Origin of the sequence: Serratia myotis (genome assembly GCF_027474885.1) — a bacterium.
GTDB lineage: Bacteria > Pseudomonadota > Gammaproteobacteria > Enterobacterales > Enterobacteriaceae > Serratia > Serratia proteamaculans.
In genome coordinates this window covers 1,991,292-2,004,327 of record NZ_CP099707.1, presented here as the reverse complement: position 1 = coordinate 2,004,327, position 13,036 = coordinate 1,991,292, and the positions used below count along the sequence as shown (strand labels likewise).

The following is a 13,036-nucleotide window of genomic DNA, read 5'->3' as shown; positions in this document are numbered from 1 at the left end:
CCAGGTAGATCAGTTATGCAATTTAAAATCGACAACTGTTATACCTGTGCTGGCTAACGTTGCAGGGAGTTTTTACCTTGGGCAAACATAAACATCCGCTGAGCGATATCGTCAGCCTGTTTGATTTTTTGCTTTTGCGGCTCATTGCAGCGCTGAATGGCGCGAGCATAGGCAAGTTCATGCGCCTGGTCGATCATCGCAATAATCTTGTCACGGTCCTGTTTCTCCAGGTTGCCGAGCATGGTAGTGATAATCGCCTGATAGGCATTGGAGGCGGCGGTCAGCGACTGTTCGCGGGCTTCAAGTGCCGCTACGCGTTGCAATAATTCCTGCAGTTGATCGGACTCAGACATAGCGATCTCCTGTTGCCGGGCAGCATACCTGCCTGATTACAGTTTAGCAAAGATCGATGGAACAGAAGAAAACATAAAGAAAGGAGAGGAAACGGTTACGGCAAAGCACACCCGAAAAACCCAATAAGGAGCCGATAGTGCAAATCAACCCGGGTGCACTTTACGGTAACAGTTCACGAAAGGAAGCTGGCGCGCTATGCAGGACTCGAACCCGCGTCTATCAATTTTGTAGCCAAAAAAGCATTTTAAAACCAACCACTCTGCCAACTGAGTTAATAGCGCATTCCGTTGCTTCGGGTTGGTATTATCCATATTAATGCTACGGGTTCAAGTTATTGACCTATGAATGGCTGATTTTGCAGAGAAATCTTATATTTTCGCCTATTTAACCTGCAGCGTGGGATTGCTTTCAGATAGTGATCATTAACCATCGCCATTTTATCGCCCGTCTGCAGCGTGTTTATTGTTAGTTAAAGCGCTGGATGCCACTATAGCGCCTTCTGGGATCATCGTTTTCTGTTATGGATAACACTATGAAAGTCACTCCGCGCCGTTTGGCGTTTATCCTGGCCGGCGCCTTGCTGGTCATACTTGCCCTGGTGGCCGTGTTCTCTTTGCAAAGCCCCTCTCAGACCGCCTCGGTCACGGCACCGGCTCGTCTGGGCGATATAGAAAATGCTGTACTGGCCACCGGCAAGCTTGATGCAATAGAACGGGTCAATGTCGGGGCGCAGGTTTCCGGCCAGGTCAAATCCCTGAAGGTTAAACTGGGCGACCGGGTCACCAAGGGCCAGCCTATCGCCGACATCGACGATCTGCCGCAACGTAACGATCTGCGTAATGCCGAAGCGGCGCTGAACGTCGCCAAGGCGGATTTACAGGCTAAACAGGCGCTATTGAAACAGGCCGAGTCTCGCTTTAAGCGCCAGAAACGCATGTTGAGTGATGAAGCCGGCTCCCGCGAAGATTTTGAGGCGGCGGAAGCCACACTCGCCGCCACCCGCGCCGAACTGATCGCGTTAAATGCACGCATCGTGCAAGCGCAGATTGAGGTGGACAAGAAAAAGGTCGACCTGAGTTACACCCGAATCCTGGCTCCGATGGACGGCATCGTCATTGCGGTGATTACTCAACAGGGCCAAACGGTGAATGCCAACCAGAGCGCCCCCACCATCGTCAAACTGGCGCAGTTGGATGTGATGACCATTAAGGCGCAGATTTCCGAGGCCGACATTACCCGCGTTTCGCAGGGGCAAAAAGCCTACTTCACCATTTTCTCCGAACCGGACAAACGTTACGACGCCACGCTGCGCACCGTCGAGCTAGCGCCGGAATCGGTGATGAAAGACGACTCAATCTCCGGCGGCAGTTCGTCCTCTGGCTCCGGCACCTCCAACGCCTCGGTGTATTACAACGCACTGCTGGACGTACCTAACCCGGATAATCGCTTGCGGATCGCCATGACGGCTCAGGTTTCATTACTGCTCGGTGAGGCAAAAAACGCGCTGTTAGTACCGATCCAGGCGGTGCATAAAACCGCAGATAAAAAGCAGCAGGTGCAGGTGCTGACCGCGGACAATCGGTTGGAAATGCGCGAGGTGAAAACCGGCATCACCAATAACGTCGATATTCAAATCCTGTCCGGGTTGAAGGCGGGTGAAAACGTGGTGCTGGTGCAGGAAAGTGCCAGGCCAAGCGAGGAAGGCCTCTCATTGTGAACACTATCATTGAGCTGAAAGGCATCGGCCGCACCTACACCAACAGCAGCCAGCCGCTGACCGTGTTGAAAAACATCAACCTGAGCATCGCTGCCGGGGAGTTGGTCGCTATCATAGGCGCTTCAGGCTCTGGAAAATCCACGCTGATGAACATCATCGGCTGTCTGGACGTACCGGACCAGGGTGACTATTACATCAACGGCCAAAATGCGGCTCACCTGTCGCCGGATCAATTGGCCAGGCTACGTCGTGAGCATATCGGTTTTATCTTCCAGCGTTATCATCTGATGCCGGATATCAGTGCGCTGGGCAACGTCGAAATCCCCGCGATTTACGCCAACAGCAAGCGTGATAAACGCCGTCTGCACGCGGCGCAACTGTTGGCCCGACTGGGGCTGGAAGGCCGTGAGCACCATAAACCTGGGCAGCTCTCCGGTGGCCAGCAACAGCGCGTCAGTATCGCTCGTTCGCTAATCAACGGTGCTGAAATCATCCTGGCGGATGAGCCCACCGGTGCCCTGGACTCCCGTTCCGGCCAGGAAGTACTGGAGATCCTCAGCGAACTTAATCAGCGTGGCCATACCGTCGTGATCGTCACCCACGATATGAAGGTGGCGCAGCACGCACAACGCATCATCGAACTGCAGGACGGTGAGATCGTCGCCGACAGCGGCCGTCAAACGACGGCCCCACTGCCGAAGATGCAAAAGACCCCACCGGCGGCACAAGGCTACTGGCAGAGTCTGCTCGATCGTACCCGTGAGTCGCTGCAAATGGCGCTGAAAGCCATGAATGCCCACCGCCTGCGTACCGCTCTGACCATGACCGGCATTATTTTCGGCATTGCTGCGGTCGTGACGGTGGTCGCGCTGGGCGAAGGCGCCAAACAACGCACGCTGGAGAGTATTAAAAGTCTCGGCACCAACGTGGTCAGCATCTACCCCGGCCGTGATTTCTTTGATGATGCCATCGACAGCATCCGTACTCTGGTTCCGGCAGATGCCGACGCGCTGGCCAGTCAAAGCTTTGTCGACAGCGTCAGCCCTGAAGTCACGGCCTCGGACAGCATTCACTTTCGCAGCAAGTCAGCCAATGCGTCGATCAGCGGCGTTGGACGCGATTATTTACGTGTTAACGGTTTCACGCTGGTGCAAGGTCGCAACTTCCGGGATGACCGTAATGCGTTACAGGAAGTGATCATTGACGAAAACGCCCGTCAGTCATTGTTCGGTGATTTCGGCGTAGAGCCGCTGGGCCAAATTGTGTTTCTTGGTGCCGTGCCGGCCCGGGTGATTGGCGTGGTGCAAAGTAACCAGGACTCGGCCCCCAACCGAATCAGAGTGTGGATGCCCTATAGCACCGTGATGTATCGCATGGTGGGCAAAACCACGCTGAGCAGCATCAGCGTCCGGTTGAAAGATGACGTCGCCAACGAGGCTGCCGTCGCCGCCATTAACCAGTTGCTGACCCAGCGCCACGGCGTTAAAGACTTTATGCTGTTCAACCTCGACAAGTACCGTAAATCGATCGAACACACCTCAATGACCCTCAGCCTGCTGATCCTGATGGTGGCCTCAATTTCTCTGATTATCGGCAGCCTTGGCGTGATGAACATCATGCTGGTCTCGGTGACCGAACGGACGCATGAAATTGGCGTGCGTATGGCTGTAGGCGCACGTCGCAGCGACATTATGCAGCAATTTATGATTGAGGCCGTGCTGGTCTGCCTGATCGGCGGGGTGCTGGGCATTTTGCTGTCCTTCGCCGCCGGTTCGCTGTTTACCCTGCTGGCGGGCGGCATGCTCACCGCCATCTATTCCTGGCAGGCCGCCGCGGTAGCCTTCTTCTGCTCCACCTTGATCGGTATGATCTTCGGTTATCTCCCGGCCCGCAAAGCGGCGCGGATGGATCCGGTCATTTCACTGGCCAGCGAGTAACTTATGAAAATTTTATCCCCCCTGGCGTTATGCCTCGCCGCCCTGCTCAGTACCGGCTGCGGCAACGCGCTGAAAAGCGAATATCAGCCAGTGAAGGTAGACTACCCTTCCCAGTGGCCGGACAGCAGCGATGCCGCCGCTACGCCGGTGCCTTTTGACTGGCACGATTTCCACGATCCCCAGTTAGACCGTTGGTTGCAACAGGTCATGCTGGCCAATAACGACCTGGCCGCTGCCGCGCTGCGCGTTTACCGCGCCCAATTGACGGCACAACAGACCGATATCGCCACCGAGCCAAGCGTCAATGCTACGCTCAATAGCCAAGCCAGCAACGCCCTTGCCAATTCATCACCCTGGAATAAAAGCAGCAGCGCCAACCTTGGCGTCAGCTACGAGGTCGATCTGTGGGGCAAACTGGCGCGACAACGTGACGCCGCAGAATGGGCCAGTCAGGCCACCCAACAGGATTTGCAAAGTGCGCGTTTGGCCTTGCTCGCCAACGCCAGCAAAAATTACTGGCGCATAGGCTTTATCAACCAACGGATCAGCGTCAGTCAGCAAAATATCGCTTACACCCGGCAGACCTTACAGTTGGTCAATGCCCGCTATCGTGCCGGCAGCATCTCTTCACTGGACGTGGTGGATGCCGAGCAAAATCTGATCAATCAGGAAAGCAGTCATCTGGCTCTGCTGCGTGAGCGTCAGCAGGCGTTGAACGAACAGACGGTATTACTGGGCGCCCCCCCGGGCAATGCGCTGGTGGAACCCGGTGGTTTGCCGACCGGTCCGCTGCCGCAAATCAACGCTGGTATACCGGCCAGCGTGCTGCGCCACCGCCCGGATATCAACGCCAAAGAACTGCGATTGCGCGAAGCACTGGCCAACGTCGATGTGAAACGCACTCAGTACTATCCAGCCTTTAGCCTGACAGGTTCATTGGGTAGCAGCAGTAGCGCATTGCTGGAATTTCTGCGCAATCCGTTGGCCTCGGTGAGCGCAGGACTAACGTTACCGTTCCTTGAGTGGCGGAAAATGGACGTTGATATCAAAATCGCCCGCAGCGACTACGATCTGCAGGTGCTGGAATTCAAACAGGCGCTGTATAAAGCCATGGCCGATGTAGACGATGCCTTGTCGTTGCGTACGCAACTGATGGCACAGGAAAAACACTTGCAGGCTTCGTTGGCGTTGGCACGCAAATCTGAGCGCTTAAATGAGAGCCGTTACCGGCAAGGTGCCGTCCCTATCACCTTCTGGCTGGATGCACAAAACCGTCGCAGGCAGGCGGAGCAGGCGCTGGATGAAAATCGCTTTAGCCAATACCAAAATCTGGCACAACTCTATTTAGAATTTGGCGGTTCCCCGCAATAATTCGCCGGCCTGGCGTCTGCGTCAGGCCTTTTTCTTCACCCGAAAAATGCATTAATTTTGCCGTTTTTTGCTGCAGTTGTTCCTATACTTAACGCATCCCCCACCAGACAAAAAACCAGCAAAATGCACAATAGTTAACCTGTTTATGCGCTAAATTGGTGCAAATCCATAAGATAAACTGCTAAATTTGATCGCCATCAGATATAACGTTAAGCTATAGATGCAAAATAATTAGTCACCTAAATGACATATTCCCGGTGAAAATTGAAACATTACGTGATTCGCATCACACAAAAAATGGCAATGGGGGATCTCTGCGCATAGCGTTTAGATTAACCAAACTGATAACTGGGCAGAAGGATCGCGAATTCACGTACGACTAGAATTGATTAAGGGATGATTATATGAAGTTAAGAAAAAAACGACATAAGCCGATGTTGATTAATGACATCACCATTATTGACGACAGCAAACTGAAAAAGGCGATCACCGCGGCTGCATTGGGCAACGCAATGGAATGGTTCGACTTTGGTGTTTACGGCTTTGTCGCCTACGCCCTTGGGCAAGTCTTTTTCCCTGGCGCCACTCCCGGCGTACAGATGATTGCCGCACTGGCAACCTTTTCCGTTCCCTTCCTGGTACGTCCGTTAGGTGGCATCTTCTTTGGTTCGATGGGCGATAAGTTCGGTCGACAAAAAGTCCTTTCCATCACCATTATTATTATGGCGGTGAGCACCTTCTGTATCGGTCTGATCCCCTCTTATGCGTCGATCGGTATTTGGGCACCGGTGCTGCTGTTGGTAGCCAAGCTGGCACAGGGCTTCTCGGTCGGTGGCGAATACTCCGGCGCAGCCATCTTTGTCGCCGAATACTCCCCGGACCGAAAGCGTGGCTTTATGGGCAGTTGGCTTGATTTCGGCTCGATTGCCGGCTTCGTGCTGGGTGCGGGCGTCGTGGTGCTGATTTCCAGTATCGTCGGTGAAGCTAACTTCCTCGACTGGGGCTGGCGTATTCCGTTCTTCATCGCCGCACCATTAGGCCTGATCGGCCTGTACCTGCGTCATGCGCTGGAAGAAACTCCGGCGTTCCAGCAGCACGTGGAAAAGATGGAGAAAGAAGACCGCAACGCCATCGAAAATCCGCCGAGAACCTCGTTTAAAGAGATCGCGGCCAAGCACTGGAGAAGCCTGCTGGTGTGCGTCGGTATCGTGATTTCGACCAACGTGACCTATTACATGTTGCTGACCTACATGCCGAGCTACCTGTCGCATAACCTGCACTACTCGGAAGATCACGGCGTCCTGATCATTATCGCCGTCATGATCGGCATGTTGTTTGTGCAACCGGTCATCGGCCTGACCAGTGACCGTATCGGCCGTAAGCCGTTTATTATTGGCGGCAGTATCGGCCTGCTGGCGCTGGCTATTCCGTGCTTTATTTTGATCAACAGTAATGTGATCGGCCTGATCTTCGTCGGCCTGTTGGTGCTGGCGGTGCTGTTGAACTGCTTCACCGGCGTCATGGCTTCGATCCTGCCGGCGATGTTCCCAACACACATTCGTTACAGCGCGTTGGCAATTTCGTTTAACATCTCGGTACTGGTTGCCGGTGCGACACCCACGGTAGCCGCCTGGTTGGTCGAATCCTCCGGGAACCTGTATATGCCGGCCTACTACCTGATGGTGGTCGCCGTGATCGGTTTGATCACCGGCCTGTATATGAAGGAAACCGCCAATAAGCCGCTGCGTGGTGCTACCCCGGCCGCCTCGGATCGCTCGGAAGCCAAAGAACTGCTGCAGGAAAACTACGATAACATCGAACAGAAAGTCGATGACATCAACGAGCAGATTTCCGAGTTGGAAAAGAAAAAACAGACGTTGATCGACCAGCATCCAAAACTGGACTAAACAACGTTCTGACGACAAGCCACCTGCGGGTGGCTTTTTTTTGGCTATCAACGCCGAAGGGTTACTCTGCGTGCCGTGGGTTAATCAACGAGGTCAATACGTGATCTTGCCAGCGGCCGGCAATTTTAAGATAGGATTTCGCGTAACCTTCTTTCTCAAACCCCAGGCGCAACAACAGCTTTTCGCTGCGAGCATTGGTCGGAATATAAGCGGCCATAATGCGATGCAGATCCAGTTCAGCCAACATGTAGTCAAGGGCCGTAGTGAGCGCCAGGGTCATTATCCCCTTGCCTTGATGGCAGGCAGCTATTGAATACCCCAGATGGCAGGCCTGAAAGGGACCACGAGCTATATTGGAAAAGTTGCAGGCGCCCAACATCTCCGTGCCGGTGCCATTGATAATGCCAAACTGATAAGCCACTCCCTGCTCGGCATCCCGCTGCGCATGCCACAACCGCTGGTGGATCACCTCTGCACTGTAAAAATCGGCAGGTCGCTTCGGCTCCCAGGGGGAAAGGTGCTGCTGGTTCTCCTGGAAGTAACGATGAACGATATCCGTATTCGCGTCCGTCAGGATCTTTAGACGTAGGTCATTTCCCACGATAGTTAATGCTTTCACCGTCATACCTCACTTTTAACCCGACCTCAGCATAGCTTAGCCAATAAAAACCGGCCTTATTCAAATGTAAAAAAACCGCCTTGCGGCGGTTAGTCATTCTGCAATGGGCTCAGTTAACCTGACACCAGTTGTGCTGTTTCACAATGCCGCCGTCCGGTGAGGTATAACCGATGCAGCCGAGAATACTGTCGAACAGCTTCTCGTGGAAAACCGGCGTTTTTGCCTGCTGTAGCGCTTTCAACTGATTAAAGGCCGCCTGATGATCGGGTTGGCTGAGAAACTTGTCAGATGCCCAAACCATGATCGGAATGGTACGTTGCGCCTTTGGTGCATGATCACGCGGGGTACCGTGAAAATGCATATTTTCCGAGATCGACTCACCGTGATCCGAAGCGTAGAACACGATGGCATTACGATTACGCAACTGATTGAAAACCTGCTCAAGGACGTAATCGGTATACAGCAGGCTGTTGTCGTAAGAGTTAACCATCGATTGCGTAGAGCAAGTGTCGTCAATACCTTGGCATTCCGGCTGGTAGCGGGCGAAAGCGCGAGGGTAGCGCTCGGTGTACATATAGTGCGAGCCTTTGGTATGCAGGATCACCAAGTGCTTGCCCTGCGGGTGACGATCTAACGAATCCCGCAACTCATCAATCAACGCAATATCATCCACAGGTTTGCCGGCATTGCGTTTTTCCGCCTGAATACTTTCTCTGAGCGCGTAATCATCCGCCTGGGTTTTGTTATAAAACCAGGCTTCACTCTGCATCGAGAATAGCTCTGAGGAAAAGCCCTGCTTTTTCAGCACTGAGAACACGTTCATTTCCTTCAGCGTCCGCTCGGGGGCTTCCGACGCACCGCCTTCTCGCACGAACATGCAACGTAGCGAGAGTTTGGTCGAGGTGTCGCAGGAATACCCTTGCAACACCGCAAGGTTGGTTTCCTTATCCAGATTCGGCGTGTTGTCACGCTGGTAACCGTAAATGCCCATATGGTCACGTCTGGCGCTTTCGCCGATCACAAACACCACATACAGATCATTCACGTCTTTTGGCGCTTGATAGGTAAAATGTGCTGCCGGATCAAACAGATTACGGCTGTCCTCTGCCTGGCTGTATGAGCTGTAGGTCAACAGCCCCAACGCCGAGAGCCAGTTGGACGGTGAATAACTGCCGGCCACCACGCCACCATAGCTGGCCATCATTTGATTATTATCCCGATCGTGGCGGTCCTGCACCTGGCCCATGAGTTTCAGTGGTAACCAGCACAGCAGTGCAGCGCTCAGCATCACGCCGCCCTTTTTGAACCAAGCCAGGTGGTTACCGCGCTTATAACTGGCCTCATGCATCGGCACCAACCAAATCAGCAGCAACGGCAACAGGCTAACCAGCACCACCCACACGCCAAAATGCCAGCCCACCGACTCCCTGGACAAGTCAACGTCAGTGGTCATCACCGCCGCCAGAATGCCGTAACCAATATCAACATGGAATAGCACCATGTAGTAGCTGGCAGCAACCGAACTCAATACCAATAACGAAGCCAAAATACGGAACAGTCTGCGCCCCAAAAACGAGATCAGTAGCGTGATGAAACACACCAGGCAGAAGGCGGCGACCACTTCAATGCCGATCGACAATAAATTGTCATAATGAAGTTGCTGATACCGGCGGTAAAATATGGGGATATTGAGCAACACACCGAGATAGAAAGCGATAAAGAAAGAGACCTGTAACTGGGTCCAGCGTCGGAACTTCTGCATTGTTGATACCATTCTTGCCAAAGTGAATTCATAACCGTTTGCCAGATACAGGTTATTGTTGAGAGTTTTCTCTCTCCTGCTGCTGGATGGTTATCTGACAGGCAATTTAGGCGGGCGTTGCTGCGGTGGCAAAAATTAACGTTGTTATAATGTAACAAGTCGTGTGTAAACCCTTTTTCCTTCCCTTGCTGCGACGGCGATCTGTACGATCACCGCCGCAGAAAGTGCCTATTTTATGGTGTCTGCGGTTGCTCATCAGCCACGGCGTTTGGTACTGGCACCGCCACCTCATTTTCTTCACGGTATTTTTGCTTATCCCAGGCACGGAAGAAGGGATAATAAATTGCCATTGAAATCAATAAATTGACCACCTGGATCACCGTTCCCGAAATATGACCACCGGTCGCCAGATAGCCACTGATGAAAATCGGTGTGGTGAACGGCAAGGCAATCCCCACTGGAGGTGTTACCAATCCGGTGGCCATCGCGCTGTAGGTCACGATCACCAGCACCACCGGGGTCAGGATAAACGGCAGGAAGAAGTACGGGTTCATCACCAGCGGGATCCCGAACACCATAGGTTCGCTGATATTAAACAGACAACCCGGTGCGGCGATTTTCCCCAACTGTTTCATCTGTGCACTACGGCTGCGCAACAGCATAAAGATCACCAACCCCAACAGAGCACCCGTGCCGCCGGGCGCAATCCACAGGTCGTAAAATTGCTGGGTAATAATGTGTGGGATCGGCTGATTGCTCTGAAACGCCACCAGGTTTTCTGACATATTCGCCAGCCACACCGGTTGAATAAACACCAGTACAATGGCGTCACCATGCAGCCCCAGCGTCCACAGCAGGCCGATCAGGATCACCGAGAAAATCATCCCCGGCAGCGTTCCCCCCACGTGATGCATTGGAATGCCGATCAGGGTGGCGATCATGGTATTGATATCGCCAAACGGCGTGGCCTCAACGATCAAACGCAACAACAAGATCACTGCCAGCACGCAGAACCCCGGGATCAGCGCCAGGAAAGATTTCGCCACCGCCGGCGGTACCCCTTCCGGCATGTTGATCACCAGATTGCGGTTATGCACAAAACGGTAGATTTCCGTCGACAGTAGTGCCACAACGATTGCCACAAACAGTCCCTGACTACCGATAAAATTCATCGGCAGCACGCCTTTAACAATTTGCTCCGCAGCCCCTTTCACCGGCGCAAACAGCGTATGCTGGGGAATGGTCATGATAAACGCCACCAGCGAAACTGCACCGGTACTGAGCGGATCCATCCCGCGGTATTTCTCCGCCAGCCGATAGGCAATACCAAAGCTGGAGATAATCGCCATGATGTCGTAAGTCGCCTTGACCGGATACAGCAACTTGTCCCGCCATGCTGCACCAAACACCTCGCCCATCAGATTGGCGTAGCTGGGGATCGGTAAATAAGCGAAGATCAGGAAAAATGACCCGATTAACATAAACGGCATGTTGAGAATTATGCCGTCCCGCACTGACAAAATATGTTTTTGCCCGGCGATTTTTAACGCCGTCGGCAACACGTAACGTTCCAGAATGCTATTTAGACCCGCCATCATCCCCCCTGCCCGGCAAAGCCGGCTGTCGTGATTGTTATTATGGAATATCGACTTAATTAAACTGCGGTAAATAGGCCTGGTTAAGGCTCAACACTTCGTCCAGCAAGGGTTGTGCGATGCCGGCACCGCCAATCAGCGGGTTCACCACCAGCGCCAACAGCGCACTCTGGCGATCGCCATGCACCGCCGCCTCTATGGTCAGCCGTTCAAAATCTTTAACCTGCTGGGTCAAGTCGTTCATGGCCAGTGGCAACGGGCCGAAACTCAGCGGGTGAGCGCCTTGCGCATCGATCACACAGTTGGTTTCAATCACTGCATCATCCGGCAGGCCCTGAATGGCGCCGTTATTACGGGTATTCACCACCAGCACCTTGCCGCTGTTATTGTGAATGGCGCGGATCAATTCGACCGCCACCTCAGAATAGAAGGCACCGCCGCGAAAACTCAGTTGCTCCGGTTTTTTATCCAGTGTCGGGTCGGCATACAAGGCAAACAGCTCCGCCTCAACCTTCATTACCTGTTCGGCGCGAGTGCCCTGAGCCGCGGCCGCTTCCATCTCTTCTTCCAGCATGCCGGCGGTTTGATAAAAATAGCGGTGATACGGACAAGGGATCGCCCCCAACGCCTGCAAAAATGCCGGTGGCCACGGCAGGTCTTTGATGTTGTTCATTGACAGCGTTTCGCCATTGCTCAGCATCTCCAGCACTTTGGCGGTCACATCCTTACCGCTTTGTGTGACCTGATGCACCCACACCATATGGTTCAGCCCGGCGAAACGCAGATCCACCTGATCGTGCGGTGCTTTCAACATATCGGCGATCATGTGGTGCATGGTGATCGGCACGTTACACAGACCAATAATCTTCGCCTTGCTGTAACGTGAGACCGCTTCGGTGACGATCCCGGCCGGATTGGTAAAGTTGATAATCCAGGCATCCGGCGCCACAGTTTCTACCACGCGCGCCACTTCCAGCATGACCGGAATGGTACGCAGTGCCTTGGCGAAGCCGCCGATGCCGGTGGTTTCCTGCCCCAGCCGCTGGTATTTCAGCCCCAGACGCTCATCGGCAGCACGGGCGGCCAACTGCCCCACCCGCAGTTGGGTCAGTACAAAACTGGCGCCGCGAATAGCCGGCTCCAGTGTGAAATGCACCGAAACCACTACCTGCTCCAGCCCGTTGCGCTTGAGCATTCTTTTGGTCAATTCGGCAATGATGCTCACTTTCTCACGGCCGGATTCCACGTCGACCAGTGCCAGCTCGGTTAACGGAACATCCTGATAATGCGCGATCAATCCTTCGACCAGCTCCGGCGTGTAGCTGCTGCCCCCGCCGATTACGGTGATTTTAGTCATTGCCTGTCCCCTGGGGTAAACGACGATAAAGTTCGATCATGTCGGTGGCCAGATCCTGGATCAGCATCGCATTCATCAAATGATCCTGCGCATGCACCAGAATTAAACTGACCGGTACCTTTCCACAGCCTTCATCCATACCAATCAGCTCCGTCTGCATGCCATGTGCCCGGCCGATAGCGGCCTTCGCCTCTTCCAGCCTGTCGCCAGCGGCCTCAAATTCACCGCGACGCGCTAATTGCAATGCAGAAAGCAGCGAACTTCGCGCACTGCCGGCATGAACCAGCAATTCCATCACGCTAGTTTCCAAATCCATCATTCCCTCCCCCGCCTGATGACAGGCACGGTGATCCCACTACGGGTCAGTGATATAACCCGCAATAAATCAATAAATAAACGAATGTGAGAAGCCTGGTT

At 53.7% G+C, this 13,036-nt stretch carries 10 protein-coding genes and 1 tRNA gene; 4 read left to right on the top strand and 7 right to left on the bottom strand.

The features are described from left to right. Nucleotides 1-53: 53 nt before the first annotated feature. Complete coding sequence (locus tag NHG65_RS09445; RefSeq protein WP_085116200.1) at nt 54-353, bottom strand: hypothetical protein; 300 nt, start codon at nt 351-353, stop codon at nt 54-56. A gap of 187 nt (nt 354-540) precedes the next feature. Then, nucleotides 541-635: transfer RNA gene (locus NHG65_RS09440), tRNA-OTHER, on the bottom strand. A gap of 251 nt (nt 636-886) precedes the next feature. Between NHG65_RS09440 and etsA the strand changes: the two genes are divergently transcribed. From etsA to proP, 4 genes are all read left to right on the top strand, one after another. Beyond that, nucleotides 887-2,071, top strand: a complete 1,185-nt coding sequence (gene etsA / locus NHG65_RS09435) for a macrolide efflux RND transporter periplasmic adaptor subunit EtsA (protein ID WP_219015899.1) — start codon at nt 887-889, stop codon at nt 2,069-2,071. Beyond that, nucleotides 2,068-4,008, top strand: coding sequence for a MacB family efflux pump subunit (locus tag NHG65_RS09430; RefSeq protein WP_413502478.1), 1,941 nt, complete (start codon nt 2,068-2,070; stop codon nt 4,006-4,008). The genes etsA and NHG65_RS09430 overlap by 4 nt, the downstream gene beginning before the upstream one ends. A gap of 3 nt (nt 4,009-4,011) precedes the next feature. Beyond that, a complete protein-coding gene (etsC, locus tag NHG65_RS09425; RefSeq protein ID WP_219015897.1) occupies nt 4,012-5,379 on the top strand; it encodes a macrolide efflux RND transporter outer membrane subunit EtsC in 1,368 nt (455 codons plus the stop codon). 404 nt (nt 5,380-5,783) lie between these two features. Further along, nucleotides 5,784-7,286 carry a glycine betaine/L-proline transporter ProP gene (gene proP / locus NHG65_RS09420; RefSeq protein ID WP_129934991.1) on the top strand — a complete coding sequence of 501 codons (1,503 nt, stop codon included), beginning with the start codon at nt 5,784-5,786 and terminating at the stop codon, nt 7,284-7,286. 61 nt (nt 7,287-7,347) lie between these two features. Here the strand turns inward: proP and NHG65_RS09415 are convergent, their stop codons facing one another. The 5 genes from NHG65_RS09415 to NHG65_RS09395 all read right to left on the bottom strand — a co-directional run bounded on the left by NHG65_RS09415 (nt 7,348) and on the right by NHG65_RS09395 (nt 12,938). Continuing rightward, nucleotides 7,348-7,905 (bottom strand): GNAT family N-acetyltransferase, encoded by a 558-nt coding sequence (locus tag NHG65_RS09415; RefSeq protein WP_099061815.1) that lies wholly within the window; start codon nt 7,903-7,905, stop codon nt 7,348-7,350. A 109-nt stretch (nt 7,906-8,014) separates the two neighbouring features. Beyond that, a complete protein-coding gene (gene eptB / locus NHG65_RS09410) occupies nt 8,015-9,667 on the bottom strand; it encodes a kdo(2)-lipid A phosphoethanolamine 7''-transferase (protein ID WP_207977693.1) in 1,653 nt (550 codons plus the stop codon). 233 nt (nt 9,668-9,900) lie between these two features. Next, complete coding sequence (gene celB / locus NHG65_RS09405) at nt 9,901-11,262, bottom strand: PTS cellobiose transporter subunit IIC (protein WP_499183469.1); 1,362 nt, start codon at nt 11,260-11,262, stop codon at nt 9,901-9,903. 55 nt (nt 11,263-11,317) lie between these two features. Further along, nucleotides 11,318-12,619, bottom strand: a complete 1,302-nt coding sequence (locus NHG65_RS09400) for a 6-phospho-beta-glucosidase (protein ID WP_499183210.1) — start codon at nt 12,617-12,619, stop codon at nt 11,318-11,320. Next, complete coding sequence (locus tag NHG65_RS09395; protein ID WP_099061656.1) at nt 12,612-12,938, bottom strand: PTS lactose/cellobiose transporter subunit IIA; 327 nt, start codon at nt 12,936-12,938, stop codon at nt 12,612-12,614. Before NHG65_RS09395 ends, NHG65_RS09400 begins: the two co-directional genes overlap by 8 nt. Between the last annotated feature and the right edge of the window lie 98 nt (nt 12,939-13,036).